15 protein-coding genes and 1 riboswitch are annotated in these 16,352 nt (G+C 75.5%); of the genes, 14 read left to right on the top strand and 1 reads right to left on the bottom strand.

What is annotated here, in order from left to right; genetic code table 11:
* The first annotated feature begins 1 nt into the window (after position 1).
* From OHS17_RS03030 to OHS17_RS02990, 9 genes are all read left to right on the top strand, one after another.
* Positions 2-886, top strand: coding sequence for an ABC transporter substrate-binding protein (locus OHS17_RS03030; protein WP_330310928.1), 885 nt, complete (start codon positions 2-4; stop codon positions 884-886).
* Positions 887-974: 88 nt separating this feature from the next.
* Complete coding sequence (locus OHS17_RS03025; RefSeq protein WP_330310927.1) at positions 975-1,907, top strand: carbohydrate kinase family protein; 933 nt, start codon at positions 975-977, stop codon at positions 1,905-1,907.
* A gap of 81 nt (positions 1,908-1,988) precedes the next feature.
* Positions 1,989-3,236: a beta-ketoacyl-[acyl-carrier-protein] synthase family protein gene (locus OHS17_RS03020; protein WP_330310926.1), complete on the top strand. Its 1,248-nt coding sequence runs from the start codon at positions 1,989-1,991 to the stop codon at positions 3,234-3,236.
* Positions 3,237-3,288: 52 nt separating this feature from the next.
* Positions 3,289-5,133, top strand: coding sequence for an acyl-CoA dehydrogenase family protein (locus OHS17_RS03015; protein ID WP_330310925.1), 1,845 nt, complete (start codon positions 3,289-3,291; stop codon positions 5,131-5,133).
* A gap of 242 nt (positions 5,134-5,375) precedes the next feature.
* Positions 5,376-5,615, top strand: coding sequence for an acyl carrier protein (locus OHS17_RS03010; RefSeq protein WP_018102848.1), 240 nt, complete (start codon positions 5,376-5,378; stop codon positions 5,613-5,615).
* Positions 5,612-6,835: a beta-ketoacyl-[acyl-carrier-protein] synthase family protein gene (locus OHS17_RS03005; protein WP_330310924.1), complete on the top strand. Its 1,224-nt coding sequence runs from the start codon at positions 5,612-5,614 to the stop codon at positions 6,833-6,835. The genes OHS17_RS03010 and OHS17_RS03005 overlap by 4 nt, the downstream gene beginning before the upstream one ends.
* Positions 6,836-6,872: 37 nt before the next feature.
* Positions 6,873-7,059, top strand: a riboswitch (cobalamin riboswitch).
* A 60-nt stretch (positions 7,060-7,119) separates the two neighbouring features.
* On the top strand, positions 7,120-8,160 hold the full coding sequence (locus tag OHS17_RS03000; protein ID WP_330310923.1) for an ABC transporter substrate-binding protein: 1,041 nt from the start codon (positions 7,120-7,122) through the stop codon (positions 8,158-8,160).
* The gene (locus OHS17_RS02995) at positions 8,157-9,266 is read left to right on the top strand and encodes a FecCD family ABC transporter permease (RefSeq protein ID WP_383165349.1); all 1,110 of its coding nucleotides are present in this window, start codon (positions 8,157-8,159) and stop codon (positions 9,264-9,266) included. The genes OHS17_RS03000 and OHS17_RS02995 overlap by 4 nt, the downstream gene beginning before the upstream one ends.
* Positions 9,263-10,048 (top strand): ABC transporter ATP-binding protein, encoded by a 786-nt coding sequence (locus OHS17_RS02990; protein ID WP_330310922.1) that lies wholly within the window; start codon positions 9,263-9,265, stop codon positions 10,046-10,048. The genes OHS17_RS02995 and OHS17_RS02990 overlap by 4 nt, the downstream gene beginning before the upstream one ends.
* Before the next feature lie 85 nt (positions 10,049-10,133).
* Here the strand turns inward: OHS17_RS02990 and OHS17_RS02985 are convergent, their stop codons facing one another.
* Positions 10,134-11,147 carry a PRC and DUF2382 domain-containing protein gene (locus OHS17_RS02985; protein ID WP_330310921.1) on the bottom strand — a complete coding sequence of 338 codons (1,014 nt, stop codon included), beginning with the start codon at positions 11,145-11,147 and terminating at the stop codon, positions 10,134-10,136.
* 305 nt (positions 11,148-11,452) lie between these two features.
* On the opposite strand from OHS17_RS02985, the gene OHS17_RS02980 reads away from it, so the two are divergent.
* From OHS17_RS02980 to OHS17_RS02960, 5 genes are all read left to right on the top strand, one after another.
* Positions 11,453-12,112, top strand: coding sequence for an adenosylcobinamide amidohydrolase (locus OHS17_RS02980; RefSeq protein WP_443066162.1), 660 nt, complete (start codon positions 11,453-11,455; stop codon positions 12,110-12,112).
* A 50-nt stretch (positions 12,113-12,162) separates the two neighbouring features.
* Positions 12,163-13,068 (top strand): NAD(P)-dependent oxidoreductase, encoded by a 906-nt coding sequence (locus tag OHS17_RS02975; RefSeq protein WP_330310920.1) that lies wholly within the window; start codon positions 12,163-12,165, stop codon positions 13,066-13,068.
* Positions 13,069-13,308: 240 nt separating this feature from the next.
* Entirely contained in the window at positions 13,309-14,226 is a 918-nt protein-coding gene (locus tag OHS17_RS02970; protein ID WP_330310919.1) for an NADP-dependent oxidoreductase, read from the top strand.
* Positions 14,223-14,936 (top strand): GNAT family N-acetyltransferase, encoded by a 714-nt coding sequence (locus tag OHS17_RS02965; RefSeq protein WP_330310918.1) that lies wholly within the window; start codon positions 14,223-14,225, stop codon positions 14,934-14,936. The genes OHS17_RS02970 and OHS17_RS02965 overlap by 4 nt, the downstream gene beginning before the upstream one ends.
* Positions 14,937-15,097: 161 nt before the next feature.
* The gene (locus tag OHS17_RS02960; RefSeq protein ID WP_330310917.1) at positions 15,098-16,309 is read left to right on the top strand and encodes a PP2C family protein-serine/threonine phosphatase; all 1,212 of its coding nucleotides are present in this window, start codon (positions 15,098-15,100) and stop codon (positions 16,307-16,309) included.
* Positions 16,310-16,352: the final 43 nt, after the last annotated feature.

Genomic DNA, 16,352 nt, shown 5'->3' with positions numbered 1-16,352 from the left:
CGTGAACGAGCGGAGCGTGTGGCAATTCACCGACGATCGGGGGCAGTTGTCGGCAACCGGCGAGATCCCGCAACGGGTGCTCGCCTACATCCAGGCCGGCGCGACCCTGTGGGACCACGGGATACGCCCGGCCGGGCTTTTCGGCTCCGGCCACGACGACCCGGCCGCACCCGACCCCGCGAAGACCGGGTCGCTCCCGCTGGACGGGGTCGCGTACGCCGGTGCCGGGACCACCCTGGACGTGGACGCCTTACTGCGCTGCGCACCGGACCTCGTCGTCGCCGTCAGCTACGGCGGCGGCCAGGTCTACGGCCTCGACCCGGAGACCGCCAAGCACCTGGAGGGCCACGTCCCGGTCGTCGTCATCGACGTCGGCCAGGCGCGCACCCTCGCCGAGATCGGCGACCGGTTCGCCGAACTGGCCCGCTCGCTCGGCGCCGAGGAACCGGCGTCGGCGACCCGCGAACTGGACGCCGCCCGGGACCGCCTGCGCGCGCTCACCACGGGCCCGGACCGCGCGAGGGTCCTCGCCCTGTCCCCGGCGGACCAGGACCAGGCCTACCTGGCCCGCCCCCGCATGTGGCCCGAGCTCCGGGTCCTCGCCGACCTCGGCGTCGGCCTGATCGAACCCGCCGAGGGCCCCGGGGCCAACTGGTCCACGGCCGGCTGGACCGAGGCCGCCGCCCTGCGCCCCGATGTCGTCCTCGCCGACATCCGGGTCAACGCGGTCCCGCTCGCCGAGCTGCGCGACAACGCCGAGTGGGCGGCCGTCGCCGCGACGGCCCGCGTGGTCCCGTGGAACCCGGAACCGGTGTGCAGCGCCCACGCCCACGCCCGGTTCCTGGAGCTGGTCGCCGACGCGCTGGACGCTCCGGACACGGCCTGAGGCCCCGGGGCGGCCGGGGCGGCCGGGGCCGTACGGTGGGCCGGACGTTCCGTCAGCCCTCCGTCGCACCCCGGGAGACCCCGCCCTCATGCCCGACCGCCCCGACTTCCTGGTCATCGGTGAATGCGTCGCCGACATCGTCCGCGTCCCGGCCGCCCCCGACCGGGTGCACGCCGGGGGCAGCCCCGCCAACCTGGCGTACGGCCTGGCCAGGCTCGGCCACGACGCGGCGCTGCTCACCCAGCTGGGCCGGGACGACAACGGACGGCTGATCCGCGCGCATCTCACCGGGGCGGGGGTCGAGGTGCTGACGGACGGGGCGCCCGGCCGCACCCCGTCGGCCGTCGTCACCCTGGACGGCGAGGGCCGCGCCGCGTACGCGTTCGACATCGCCTGGACGCTCGGCCGGGTCGCGCTCGACCGGCAGCCCCGGCACGTCCACACCGGGTCGATCGCGGCGGTGACCGAACCGGGCGCGGCCACGGTGCTCGCCGCCGTCGAGTCGCTGCGGACGGCCGCCACCGTCAGCTACGACCCCAATGTGCGGCCCGCGCTGATGGGCGACCACACCACCGCCGTGCGCCGGGTCGAGCGGTGCGTGGGCCTCAGCGACGTCGTCAAGGCCAGTGACGAGGACCTGGGCTGGCTGTACCCGGGCCAGGACCCGGCCGAGGCCGCCCGGCGCTGGCTGGCGTCCGGCCCCGCGCTCGTCCTCGTCACCCGGGGCGGCGACGGCGCCACGGCGGTGCTGCCCGGCGGTCAGGTGGAGACCGGCGCGCTCCCCGCCGACGTCGTGGACACGGTGGGCGCGGGGGACGCCTTCATGTCCGGCACCCTGCACGCGCTCGCCGCCCACGGCCTGCTCGGCGCGTCCGGCCGCGAGCGGCTGCGCTCCCCGGAGCAGGGCGCGGTGAGCGACGTACTGCGCCACGCGGCGGCCTCGGCGGCCGTGACGGTCGCCCGGGCCGGGGCGAACCCGCCGGACGAGGCGGAGTTGCGCGGGGCGCTCGGGCCGGCCTGACATCCGGCCCCGCCCGCACCCTCGACGGCCTCCGGCGCGTTCCCCTTCCGAAGGACCGACGACGCAGGGGAGGGCCGGGGCATGGCGCGGGACACCGGGACGGCGACCGTGGTGACGGGGCTGGGGGTGGTCACCCCCGCGGGCGACGACGAGCGCGCCTTCTGGGCCGGGCTGTGCGCGGGGCGGTCCACGGCCCGGCACTGCGCGGAACTGGCCGGGCTGCCCGCCGACTTCGCCTGCCGGGCCGACCGGACCGATCTGGACGAGGCCATCGGGGGCCGCGCCGCCTGGCGGATGGCGCGGTTCGCGAAGATGGCCCTGGTGGCCGCGCGCCGGGCCGTCGCCGACGCGGGGCTGCGCCCGGACCGCTGGGACGGCGGCCGGGTGGGCGTCGTGCTCGGCGTCGGCGTCGGCGGGGTCTCCGCGCTCGTGGACAACGTCCGCCGGTTCGACGGCGGCGGCGCCCAAGCCGTCTCGCCGCTGCTCGCGCCGATGATGATGCCCAACGCGGCGGCCGGCGAGATCGCCATCGACCTGGGCGCCCACGGCCCCAGCCTGGCCCCGGCCACCGCCTGCGCGTCGGGCGCCACCGCCCTCGCCACCGCGCACGACCTCCTCGCCACCGGCCGGTGCGACCTCGTCGTCGCGGGCGGCGCGGAATCCGTCCTGACGCCCCTGGTCGCCGCGGCCTTCGCCCAGCTGGGCGCGCTGTCCACGCGCACCGGCGACCCGGCCGCCGCCTCCCGCCCCTTCGCACCCGACCGCGACGGCTTCGTCCTCGGCGAGGGCGCCGGGGTGCTCGTCCTGGAGCGGGCCGCGCACGCGGCGGCCCGGGGCGCCCGGGTACGGGCCGTGCTCGCCGGGACCGGGGCCGCCACGGACGCCCACCACCCCACCGCGCCCGACCCCGGCGGCCACGGCGCCCGGCGCGCCGTCGAGGCCGCCCTGGACGCGGCGGGCTGGGCCGCCCACGAGGTCGGCCACATCAACGCGCACGGCACCTCGACTCCGCTGAACGACGCGATGGAGGCCGAGCTGATCGCCGGTCTCTTCCCGCACCGGCCCCCGGTCACCGCCCCGAAGGGCGTCCTCGGGCACACGCTCGCCGCCGCCGGCGCGATCGAGGCCGCCGCCACCGTGCTCACCCTCGAACATGGGGTCGTCCCGCCGGTCGCCAACCTGGACGCCCCGCCCGCCGACTGGGACATCGACTGCGTCACCAAGGCGCCGCGCCGCCTGCGCGTCGAGCGGGCCGTCAGCCACTCGTTCGGCTTCGGCGGGCACAACGTCGCCCTGTGCTTCGAACGGCTTCGCCCCTCCGGCCGGTGAACATCTGCACGAGCGCGGTGTCCTGACCCGTACGCCGGTCGTTCAGTCTTGTATGACCACCATGCTCACCGGCGCCGATCCCCTCGCGCGCCCGCTCACCTCCGTACTCCTCGGCGCCGACGCCCGCCGCGAGCACGGATTCTGGCGGCGGCTCGTCGCCACCGACCCGTTCCGGCTGCCCCCCGGGCCGGCGGCCGGCGGCACCCCGGACGAACGGCTCGCCCGCGCGTACGCACGACTGCGCACCCTCAACGACTCCCTGGACAGCGCCGCCCGCCCGGCCTCCGACTTCCGGGCGCTGGCGGCCCTGCACGAGTGGCTGGCCCCCGTCGACCCGGCGCTCGCCACCATCGCGGGCATCCACTACAACCTCTTCCTCGGCAGCCTCCTGGACCACATCGCCGACAGCCCCCGCGACCTGTCGGACTTCCTGGCGCTGCGGCGCACCGGAACCTTCCTGTGTACGGAGGTGGCGCACGGCAACGACGCGGCGGCCGTCGAGACGACCGCCTCCTACGACCCCGTACGCGACGGATTCGTGCTGCACACCCCGCACTGCGGGGCGCAGAAGTTCATGCCCAACACCGGGCAGCCCGGCGGCCCCAAGACGGGTCTCGTCGCCGCGCGGCTGCTGGCCGGCGGGGCCGACCAAGGGGTGTTCCTGCTGCTTGTGCCGCTCACCGATGCCACCGGGCCGCTGCCGGGCGTTCGGGTGCGCGGGCTGCCCGCCCGCATGGGCAGCCCCGTCGACCACAGCCTGACCTCGTTCGACCGGGTCTTCGTGGGACGCGAGGCGCTGCTGACGGGCCCGCAGGGGTGGATCGACGGGGACGGGGAGTTCCGCAGCGTCATCGAGGGTCGCAGGCGCCGCTTCCTCGCCTCCATCGCCCGGGTCGTCACCGGCAGGATCTCCATGAGCGCCAGCGCCGTCGGCTCGGCGCGCGCCACGCTGGCCGTCGCGGTGCGGTACGGCGGCCACCGCCAGGTCTCCGCCGGACGCGGGGCGCGGCTGCCGGTGCTCGCGTACCGCACCCACCACGGGCCGCTCGCCGAAGCCATGGCCACGGTCTTCGCCATGAGCCTGCTGCACCGCCGCGTCCTGGACCGCTGGGAGACGGCCCAGGCGGGGCCCGAGTCCGGGCGGGAGGCGGCCGAGCGCCTGGTGGACATCGCCAAGGGCTGGATCACGTGGCAGGCCAGGGCCGTGATCGTGGAGTCCCGGGAACGCTGCGGCGCCCAGGGCCTCCTGGAGAACAACGGGATGGCCGCGCTCGTCACCGGCGTCGAGGGCGCCATCACCGCCGAGGGCGACAACCTCGCCGTCCACGCCCGGGCCGCCGCCGCCCTGCTCGCCGACCGCGCCCCGGACGAGCCGGCCGCCCCGGCCGGTGGCGACCTCACCGACCTCCGGTTCCTGGTCGGGCTGCTGGGCCGCGCCGAGGAGCTGTGGTTCGCGCGCGCCGGGGCCCGGGCGGCCCGGACGGCGCCCGGCGACCCGCTGGGCCGGTGGAACGCGGCGGCGGGCCCGGCGCTGCGCGGGGTCGAGGCGCACGCCTGCCGGCAGGCGGCCGAGGCGTACGCGGAGGCGGTCGAGGCGCTGCCCGCCGGGGCGGACCGGGACCGGCTCGGCGAGCTGGCCCGGCTGTTCGCCCTGGGCCGGGTCGCGCGCGACAGCGGGAACCTCCTCGCGGCCGGGCACCTGAGCGCCGGTCAGGCGGAGGCGCTGACGGACCACACCGAACGGCTCATCGAGGCGGTGGCCCCCCACCTCCCGGAGCTCGCCGACGCCTTCGCCCTCCCCGAGGAGATGCTCGCCGACTGGCCGATCACGCGCGCCGGATACGCCGAGGCGTACGACGATCCGGACGCCCACTGGCACACGGCGGCGGGCCGGTGAGGGGCACCCGGGCGCACCGCGCGGCACGGGCCGTACAGGGGCTCGGGGCGGGGACCGTCCTCCTCGTCTACTGGACGAGCGTCGCTCTGTTCGCGCGGTGGTGCGGGGCGCCCCGGACGGGCGTTGGTGAATCGGTTCGCCGCAAGGCGTAACCGGAGCGACGCTGCTCAGTTGTTCCGGCGTCGGGGCCGTGCGCGCCGACGCCGGACACCCCACCGGATGGACCTGAGGAAAGGAAGACCATGAGCACGATCCACCCCCACATCACCGACGTTCTCAGCCGTACCTTCAAGGTGCCCGTGGCCGAGATCCTTCCGGATTCCACGTTGGACAGCCTGGACATGGACTCCCTCGCGGCCGCCGAGTTCGCCGTCGTCCTCCGGGAGACCACCGGGGCCGAGCTGGACACCGGCACCCTCACCCGGGGCACCACCCTCGCCGAGCTCACGGCGCACCTCCACGCGTCGGCCGGCGCCCGATGAGGACCCCGGCCATCGCCGTCACCGGGCTCGGCATGATCACCCCGGTCGGCAACGACACCGAGTCCACCTGGGACGGGGTGTGCGGCGCCGTGAGCCCGGCGCGCACCATCCCCGCGCTCGCCGGGTGCGCGATCGACTTCGCCTGCGTGGTAGACGGCATCGACCTGGACGCCGAGATCGGCCGCCGTACGGCCTTCCGGATGGGCCGGTACGTCAAGTTCGCGGTCCTGGCCGCCCGGGAGGCCGTCGCCGACGCCGGGCTCGACCCGGCCGGCTGGGACGGCAGCCGGGTCGCGGTCGTCGTCGGCACCAGCAGCGGGGGCTCCGCGCACCTCACCGACCAGGCGCTCGTGCTGGAGCGGCGGGGCCCCGAGGCGACCTCACCGGCCGGGGTCCTGCTGACGATCCCCAACATGCCCGCCGCCGAGATCGCGATCGAGATGCGGGCCACCGGCCCCAGCATGGCGCCCTGCACGGCCTGTTCGTCCGGCGTCACCGCGCTCTCCGTCGCCCGCGACCTGCTGGCCACCGGGCAGTGCGACGTGGCCATCGCGGGGGCGACCGAGTCGACGGTCTTCCCGATCGCCATGACCGGCTTCGCCCGGTCCGGGGCCGCCGCCCTCGCGGACGGCGACCTGTCCCGGCTCAGCCGGCCCTTCGCCGCCGACCGGGCCGGACTCGTCATGGGCGAGGGAGCCGCGGTCATGGTGCTGGAACGCGCCGCCGACGCGGAGGCCAGGGGCGCCGAACCCCGGGCCCTGCTCGCCGGGACCGGCGCCACCACGGACGCCCACCACCCCACCAGCCCGCACCCCGACGGCCGGATCGCCCGGGCCGCCGTCGAGGCCGCCCTGCGCGACGCGGGCTGGCGGGCCGACGAGGTGGAGCACGTCAACGCGCACGGCACCGCGACCGTACGCAACGACGCCGCCGAGGCCGCGCTGATCAGCCGGGTGTACCCGCACCGTCCACCCGTCACCGCGCCCAAGGGCGTGCTCGGGCACTGCATGGGCGCGGCCGGGGCGATCGAGGCGGGGCTGACGATCCTCACCCTCCAGCGCGGGGTCGTCCCGCCGGTCGCCAACCTGGACGCGCCCGCGCCCGGGTTCGACATCGACTGCGTCACGAAGGTGCCGCTGGTCCGGCCGGTCCGCCGGGCCGTCAGCCATTCCTTCGGCTTCGGCGGGCACAACGCGGTGGTGGCCCTGGAACGTCCATGAGCCCCTGGGGGCGGCTCTGAGCTGCGCGGACGCCCGTGATAGCTTCCCGGGAGCCAGTCGAACTCCACGTAGGGGTCAGGGAATCCGGTGCGAATCCGGAACTGACGCGCAGCGGTGAGGGGGACGGGCGGGGCCACGGCCACTGGGAGACCCGGCGTCTCCCGGGAAGGCGTCCCGCCCGAACGAACCCGAGTCCGAAGACCTGCTGGCGACCGCCGCCCGGGACCGGGCGGCGGACCGTACAGCGGGCCCCGCGCATGGGCCCAGAGACGCCGAGGTACCCCGTGCCGCCGATATCCGGCCCCGCCCGTTCCGCCGCCCTGCTCACCGCCGCGCTCCTGCTGCTGACGGCCTGCGGGGGACCCCCCTCCGGCAAGGCCGACGCGGCGGGCAGGGCGGACGGCTATCCGGTCACCCTCAAGAACTGCGGGCGCACCGTCACCGTGGACGCCGCACCCCGCCGCGCGGTCTCCGTCGACCAGGGCACCACGGAGATCATGCTCTCGCTCGGCCTCCAGGACCGGATGGCGGCCACCGCCACCTGGACCGATCCGGTGATGAAGGGCCTGGAGAAGGCCAACGCGGGCGTGGAGCGGATCGCCGACAACCGCCCCTCGTCCGAGAAGGTCCTCGACCAGGAGCCCGACTTCGTCGCCGCCGACTTCGAGTCGACCCTCGCCAAGGGCGGCGTCGCCCCGCGCGAACAGTTCGAGAAGCTGGGCGTCCCCACCTATGTCGCGCCCGCCGACTGCACCGCCAAGGACAACACCAAGGACGGCGACGGCGTCCGCACCGGCGCGCTCACCATGGACAGCGTGTACGCCGAAGTGAACGACCTGGCCCGCGTGTTCGGCGTGCCCGAGCGCGGCGAGAAGCTGGTCGCGCGGCTCCGCGACCGTATCCGGAAGGCCACCGACGGCATCGACGGATCCGGCACCTCCGTCATGTACTGGTTCGCCAACTCCGAGTCCCCCTATCTGGCGGGCTGCTGCGGGGCGCCGGGCATCATGACCCGGGAGCTGGGCCTGAAGAACGTCTTCGACGACACGCGCGACGAATGGCCCCAGATCAACTGGGAGACCGTCGCCGACCGGAACCCGGACGTCCTCGTCATCGGCGACCTCACCCGCAAGTCGCAGACCGCCGAGAGCGCCGCCGGGAAGATCGCCTTCCTGGAGTCCAACCCCGTCACGAAGAAGATGGACGCCGTACGCCACAAGCGCTACGTCCTGCTCAGCGGCCAGGCCATGAACCCGACCATCCGCACGGTCGAGGGCATCGAGCTGGTGGCCGCCGGGCTGCGCGACTTCGGACTCACGGGGTGACGGCCACCGACCGGCCCACCGCCCCGAGCAAGAAGGCCCCGGGCGAGAAGGCTCCGGGCGAAAAGGTCCCGGAAGCCGCCCGCCCCCGGGCGCGCGGCCTGCGCGACGGCCTCCTGTGGACCGGCGGCCTGCTGCTGCTCGCCCTCTCCGTCGCGGTCGCGGTCACCATCGGACCGGCCCGGATCTCCGTCGTGGACGTCTGGTCCGCCGTCGCCGCCCACCTCGGCATCGGCGAGGCCCGGCTCAGCCCGATCCGCGACGGCATCATCTGGAACCTGCGCATGCCGCGTACGCTGCTCGCCGCCGTCTGCGGGGCCGGGCTCGCGGTCTGCGGGACCGTCATGCAGTCCCTGCTGCGCAACCCGCTGGCCGACCCGTTCGTCCTCGGCGTCTCCTCCGGCGCGTCCACCGGCGCGGTCCTGGTCGTCGTGCTCGGCGTCGGCGGGGGAGCGGTGACGCTGCCGGCCGGGGCCTTCATCGGGGCGCTCTGCTCCTTCGCCCTGGTGATGCTGCTCAGCCACACCCTGGGCGGCTCCACCGACCGGGTCGTGCTGTCCGGGGTCGCCGCCATGCAGCTGTTCTCGGCGCTGACCTCCTTCGTCGTCATGACGGCCGCCGACGCCGAGCAGACCCGCGGGGTGCTGTTCTGGCTGCTGGGCTCGCTCGGCGGGGTCGGCTGGACCGACGTCTGGGTCTGCTCCGCCGTCCTCGCCGTCAGCCTGCTCATCTGCCTGGGCCATGCCCGTACGCTCGACGCCTTCGCCTTCGGGCAGGACGCGGCCGCCGCCCTCGGCGTGAACGTCGCACGCGTCCGGACCGTCCTGCTCTGCACGACCGCGCTGCTCACCGCCGCGCTCGTCAGCTCGGCCGGGGCCATCGGCTTCGTCGGGCTGGTCCTGCCGCACGCCGCCCGCGCCCTCACCGGCTCGGGCCACCGCAGACTGCTGCCGGTCACCGCGCTCACCGGGGCCGTCTTCCTCGTCTGGGTCGACACCCTCGCCCGGACCGTCCTCGACCCCCAGGAGGTCCCGGTGGGCGTCGTCACCGCCCTCATCGGCGTGCCCGCCTTCGTCGCCGTCCTCTACCGCACCAGGCGGCCCGCATGACCGGGACCGGAACGACGGCCGAGGGCCTGCGGGCCGAACGGGTCGTCCGGGAGGCAGGCGGACGCCTCCTCCTGGACGGGGTCACCCTCGCCCCGGAACCCGGCACCACCGTGGGCCTGATCGGCCCCAACGGCTCCGGCAAGTCCACGCTGCTGCGCATCCTCGCCGGGGTCCTCGCCCCGCACACGGGCGTCGTCACCCTGGACGGCGAACCGCTGCCCGCCGTCGGCCGGCGCGCCGTGGCCCGGCGCGTCGCGGTCGTGGACCAGCACGCCGCCACCCAGGACGAACTGAGCGTCCTGGACGTCGTACGCCTGGGCCGCATCCCGCACCGCCGCGCCTGGGCCGCCCCGACGGGCGAGGACGCTGCGGCGGTGGACGAGGCGCTGGAACGCACCGGGCTCACCGGCCGCCGCGACCAGTCCTGGCACACCCTGTCCGGGGGGGAGCGCCAGCGCGTCCAGATCGCCCGCGCGCTCGCCCAGCGGCCGCGCGAACTCCTGCTGGACGAACCGACCAACCACCTGGACATCCAGCACCAGCTGGAACTGCTCTCCCTGGTCGCCTCGCTCCCGCTGACCGCCGTCGTCGCCCTGCACGACCTCAATCTGGCCGCCATGTTCTGCGACCGGATCGTGGTGCTGAGCGGTGGCCGGGCGGTCGCGGGCGGGACTCCCGCGCAGGTCGTCACCGAGGAACTGATCGAGGAGGTCTACCGGGTGCGGTCGGTCGTCACCCCGGACGGCCCGCAGGGGCGGCCCTCGGTGCGCTTCCTGCCCTGACGGGCCCGGGCACACGAGAGGGCGGGCCCGTCGGCGGGCCCGCCCTTCGCCTGTGGTGCGGTGCGGCAATCATGCCGACGGGGGGTCAGCGGTGGCGTCCTCGGCCCATGTCGCCGCCGGTGTCCTTGCCACCCATGTCCTTGCCGTCCTTGGTGGTGCCGTCCGCGTAGTCGATCTGCTCCTTGCGCAGCTCGGCGGAGACCTCCTTCTGCTCCGTCACCCTCTGGGTTTCCATCCGGACGCGCTCGACCGGGACGGTCTCCTTGCGCATCGTGGCGCGCTCCGCGTGCAGGGTGACCTCCACGTCCTGCTCCGTCAGGTCGCCCGCCCGCGTCGTCTTGTCGCCCGGCTGCAGCGGCTCACGGACCACCCGTACCTCCTCGTGCGAGACCGGCACGCTGCGCGTGACGTTCTCGGTGACGACGTACTTGTGCAGGCGGGCCCTGCCGCTCTCGTACTCCTCGGTGCCGATGTGCAGCTGCTCCTCGGAGCGGATCATCTCCTCCTTGCCGCCCAGGTCGGCCCCGGACCGCTGGGCACCCGCGCCGGCCCCGGCCAGCGGACGTCCCGCGCCCGTGCCCGTGGCCTCGGTGTCCCGGTGCCTGCCGGTACCGGCCGTCTGCGTGCGGTCCTTGCCGGAGGTGCCGGCCGCGCCCATGGCCCCGGCCCCTGCTCCGGCGCCGGCCGCCGCGCCGGTCCCGGCCGCGCCCATGGTGCCGGTGCCCGTGGTGGTCGGTGCCCCGGTCCCGGAACTGTCGCCCAGATTGCCCCGGGTGTTCCTGGTCAGGCCGTAGTGCCGGTACAGCTCCTCCTCCTCCGACACGGACAGATGTGCGTCCGCGTCCACCCGGGGGGCTTCCTTGACCTGGTCCTTGCCGTGGGAGATGTGCAGGTCGGAGCCCACTCGACGGGCTCCGGCGAGAGGCACGAAACTCTCCTTCATGCCGAACAGGCCGGTCTTCACCGTGATCCAGTCCGGGCGGCCGGTGCTGTCGTCGACATACACGCGGCCCACGTTGCCGATCTTCTCGCCCTCGGTGTCGTACACCGTCAGGCCGTCGAGCTCTCCGGAATCCGTGAAACCGTCAGCGGCTCCCATATCCGAATCCTCCTCGCCCGGGCGCGTCCTGTGGGTGGGTCCAGCAGAGAAGGCGCGTCCGGATTCCATCGCGCCTCACCCGGATGGACGCTGCAACCGCCCGGCCACCGGGCGCGGCGCGCGGCATCTGCCCCGGACCGCTGCAGCCCCCGCCTCACACGGCTGCGCGGCTCTCGCGCCCGTTACGCCATCCGGGTGAACGGACCGGGCCCCGGACGCCCCGGTCCCGGCACATATGATCAACAGGACCACGCCGACCGGCGTCCAGCCGCGCCACCCGGGGGTGCCCCATCCGTTCCGTACGCATCCGGCTCCCCGCCCAACGCGGCGAACTGCTCGCCCGGCGCGAGGACGGCGCGGAGCTGCACCACCTCGTGTGGCGGCTGGGACCCGGCTGGCGGGTGTGCAGCAGCGCGGTCCTGGGCGGCGGCATCGGCCCGCGCGAGTGGATCCTCAACGCGCAGGTCCCCGGCGGCTACCCCCGCATGGACCCCGACCGCCACCTCGCCGAGATCGCCGCCGCCACCCGCCTCACCGGCCCCGGCGCCGGCCTCATGACCGCCGCCGATGTCACCGCGTACACCACCGCCGACGACGAGGACGTGCACGCCACCGCCACCTGCGGTCTGGGCGTACGCGGCTGGGCCGCCGCACCGGCCGAGGGCACCGGCGGACCGCCGCGCCCCGGCACCGTCAACATCGTGGTGACGCTCCCGGTCCCCCTGTCCGACGCCGCCCTGGTCAACGCCGTCGCCACCGCCACGGAGGCCAAGGTCCAGGCGCTCCTGGACGCCGGACTCGACTGCTCCGGCACCCCCACGGACGCCGTCTGCCTCGCCGCGCCCGAACCCGGGCCGGAGACCGGCGCCGCCGAGCCGTTCGCCGGTCCGCGCTCCCGCTGGGGCGCGCGACTCGCCAGAGCCGTACACGCCGCCGTGCTGGAAGGCGCGCTGCGGCAACCCTGAGAAGCCGAAGCCGCCGCGCCCTCCGGAGCGCGGCCGACGAAGGGAACCCCATGACCTCAGCAGTCCCCGCCGCACCCCAGCAGCCGGTCGTCGCCGTACTCGGCGCCGGGATCATGGGCGCGGCCATGGCCCGCAGCCTGCTCCGCGCCGGTCTGGAGGTCCGGGCCTGGAACCGGACCCAGGCCAAGGCCGCCCCGCTCGCCGCCGACGGCGCCACCGTCACCGGCACGGCGGCCGAGGCCGTGCGCGGCGCCCATGTCGTGCTCACCGCGCTCACCGACACGACCGCCGTCGCCGCCGCGCTCACCGCCGCCTCCGACGGGCTGCACCGGGGCCAGGTGCTGCTCCAGACCTCCACGGTCGGCCCGGACGGCGCCGTCGAACTGGCCCAGCGCGCCGCCGACCTCGGGCTGATCCACCTCGACGCCCCGGTCGTCGGCACCCGGCAGCCCGCCGAACAGGGCGCGCTGACCGTCCTCGTCTCCGGCCCGGAGGCCGCCCGCGCGGTGGTCGGACCGGTGCTGGACGCGATCGGGCAGCGCACGGTGTGGGCCGGTGAGGAGCCGGGAGCGGCGTCCCGGCTGAAGCTCGTGGTCAACGCCTGGGTCGTCAACATGGTCGGCGGCGTCGCGGAGTGCCTGAACCTCGCCGAGGGGCTCGGCGTCGACCCCCGTACGTTCCTCGGCCTGGTCAAGGGCGGACCGCTCGACTCCGGTTACCTCCAGGCCAAGTCCGCCGCCGTCCTCGACGGCGACCTCACGCCCAGCTTCGCCCTGTCCACCGCGCTCAAGGACACCCGGCTCATCCTCGACGCGGCCGCCCAGGCCGGTGTCCGGCTGGACCTGGCCGCCGCGTCGGCCGCCCGATTCGAGCGCGCGGAGGCCGCCGGACACGGCGAGGAGGACATGGTCGCCACCTACTACGCGGGCCGGGCGCCCGAGCGGGACGGCGACTGACCGGACCGGGGCACCGGCCCCGTAACGACGCGAGACCGCCCCACCGGTACGGGGGAGCCCGGTGGGACGGCCGCCCTCAGCGTGCCACAGGACGGCCCGCCGCAGGGCCCGGCCGGGGCGTACCGGGCCGTGATTGAGTCGAAATCGACGGTACGGGAATACCCGCGCGACACGCGTCCTTGCCGCAGCTGGGGCGCCCGTCAGCAGGGCGCCGGCGCACCAACAGGGGAGAAGGAGCTCATGCCGAAGGCGTACGTGTTCACCCGCAACGGCGGACCGGAGGTGGAGGGCTTCGCCGATCTGGAACGGCCGAAACCCGGCCCCGGTGAACTGCTCGTCGCCGTCCGCGCGGCGGGCGTCAACCCGGTCGACTGGAAGCTGCGCACCGGCTACACCCGGCCCGGCAGCGAGCCGCTGCCGTTCCCGACGGTCTTCGGCAGCGAGGCCGCCGGCACCGTCGTGGAGACCGGCCCCGGAGCGGAGGGCTTCGCCCCCGGCGACGAGGTCTTCGGCAACCCGCTGACCGGCGGATACGCCGAGTACACGCTGATGCCCGTCGCGGTCACCGCCCACAAGCCGGCCGCCCTGTCCTTCACCGACGCGGCGGTCCTGCCCGTCGCCGCCGCCACCGCCTACGACGGTCTGCGCCAGCTCGGCCTCGCCCCCGGCGCCACGCTCCTGGTCACCGGGGCCGGCGGCGGCGTGGGCAGCGCCGCCGTCCAGCTCGCCCGCCACGCGGGCCTCCGGGTCCTCGGCGCCGCGAGCGCGGCCAAGAAGGACTTCGTGGAGTCCCTGGGCGCCGAGCACATCCCGTCCGGCACCGGCCTCGCCGACCGGGTGCGGGCGGCCGCCCCGGAAGGTGTGGACGCCGTCTTCGACCTGGTCGGCGGCGACACCCTGCGCGAGGTGGCCGGGCTGACCGGCCCGGCCGCGCTCATCAGCGCCGGCGGCAAGCCCCTGGTGACCGAGCTCGGCGGCGCACCCGTCCGGCGGGCCCGGACCGCCGCCGTCCTCGACGAGGTGGCGCGGCTGACCGTCGAGGGCGTCCTGCGCACCCACGTGACCCGGACCGTGCCCCTCGACCGGGCGGCCGAGGCGCTGCGCGCGGTGGAGGAGGGCCACGCCCTGGGCAAGACCGTGATCGAGGTGACCGCGTGAGCACGTACCCGGACCCGGGCCACCCGCTGGACGACCCGGTGGGCAGCGCGCTGCGCGGCCCGCACGCCCACTTCGCCGAAAGCCGGGGCCGCGTGCTGCGCTACCCGGCCGCGGTCGCCCCCTGGGTCGCCCTCCCGCCGGACCCCGGGCCCGCCGACTGGGCCGACGTGGCGGCGCTCACCGGGCCGGGCGGGGCCGTCACGATCACCGCGTTCCGGGAGCCCCCGCCCGCCGACTGGGAGATCACCTTCCATGCCCCCGGCGTCCAGCTCGTGGACGCGGGCGTGGCCGCGGCGCCTCTCCCCGGAGCGGTCCGGCTGGGCCCCGCCGACGTCCCGGAGATGCTCGACCTCGTCGCCCGCACCCGGCCGGGCCCCTTCGAGCCCAGGACCGTCGAGCTCGGCACCTACCTCGGCGTGCGCCGGGACGGGGTGCTCGTCGCCATGGCCGGTGAGCGCATGCGCCCGCCGGGCTGGAGCGAGATCAGCGCCGTCTGCACCGACGAGTCGGTACGCGGCCAGGGGCTCGGCGGCGGACTCGTGCGCGCCGTCGCCCACGAGATCCGGCAGCGCGGCGAGACCCCGTTCCTGCACGCGGCCGCCGCCAACACCGGAGCCGTCCGGCTCTACGAGTCCCTCGGCTTCGAGCTCCGCCGCCGGATCGACTTCCTGGCCGCCCTCGTGCCGGCCGGGGTGCCCGCGGCGCGCTGAGCGGGGCGGTGTCTCCGGGCCAGGAGACACCGCCCCGGCGCTTTACGGGACCTTCGGCCGGGCCCCCGGGGCCGTAAGCCTCGTGTGCGCCGCCCCTGCGACCGGGTCGAATGGAGCTACGCGCCGGCATCCGGCCGGCAGACCCCGGAAGGAGAGGACCCTTGACGATCGGACTCCTGAGCCGGCCCGCGCCCCGCGTGACGCTTCCCGGCACCGACCTCGGAGAGGCCGCCGTGCGCGCGCCCAGGGTCGGGAACGGGGTGCTGTTCGGCGCGCTGGCCCTGCTGACCGCCGCGATCGTCTGCCTGGACGTGCTGACGGGCCAGGATCTGCGTCTGGTGCCCCTGCTGGTGGTGGTACCGGCTTTTGTCTCGGTCTTCGGCACGATCGCCCAGACCACCGGTGTCGCCGCCTTCGTCATGGTGGTGGCCGTCGCCTCGCGCCTGTCGGCCGGGGGGAGCAACTGGGACATCGCGAGCAGTGTGGTCTTCACCGTCCTGGCGTGCCTCCTCGGTATCGGCGCCTGCGTCCTGCGCATCCGGCACGCCACCGAGGTCGCCCGGCTCCGTTCCGCCGCCGTCGCGCTCCAGCGCCAGATCCTGCGCCCCCTGCCCATTCCCACCGACCAGATCACCGCCCACGGCTCGTACACGCCGATCGAGGAGGACCATCTGGTCGGCGGGGACATCTACGAGGTCGTGCAGTCGCCCTACGGCACCCGCGTGATCATCGGTGACGTCCAGGGCAAGGGGCTCCCCGCCATCGGCGTGGGGTTCGCCGTGCTCGGCGCGTTCCGCGAGGCGGCCATCCGCGAACCCTCCCTCATCGGTGTCGTGGACCGGCTGGAGGACGCCGTCGCCCGGCAGAACGCCTTCGCCGCCCAGACCGGTGACGCCGAACGCTTCGTGACCGCGCTCGTCCTCGGGTTCGACGGCGACGGCCGGGCGCAGGCCGTCAACTGCGGCCATCTGCCGCCCCGCCTGGTGCACGACGGGGTCGCCGTCACCGTGCCGCTGCGCCGGACGTCGGTACCGTTGGGTCTGGCGGAACTCAGCAACGAGGGCCGCTCCGCGGAACGGCTCGACTTCCCGCCCGGCGCGACGCTCCTGACGTTCACCGACGGGGTCACCGAGGCCCGCGACGCCGAGGGCCGCTTCTATCCGCTCGACGCCCGGCTGAGCCGCTGGGCCCGCCAGGGCCCCCGGGAACTGCTCGACGCGCTCGGACACGACCTGGAGGAGTTCTCCGGCGGCGTGCGGCGCGACGACATCGCCGTACTCGCCCTGAGCCGGGTCGCCGCGTCGGCCCCCGCACCGTCCGAGCCGACGGTGTACGAGGCGATGCGGCCCGCCGAGGCGCTCAGCGGACGCTGATCCGCGCAGCTCACAGGCACACGATGTCCCGATGCGACTTCTG

This window comes from Streptomyces sp. NBC_00523 (assembly GCF_036346615.1).
In the GTDB taxonomy this organism is placed as follows: domain Bacteria; phylum Actinomycetota; class Actinomycetes; order Streptomycetales; family Streptomycetaceae; genus Streptomyces.
This window is presented reverse-complemented; position numbering and strand designations above follow the sequence as displayed.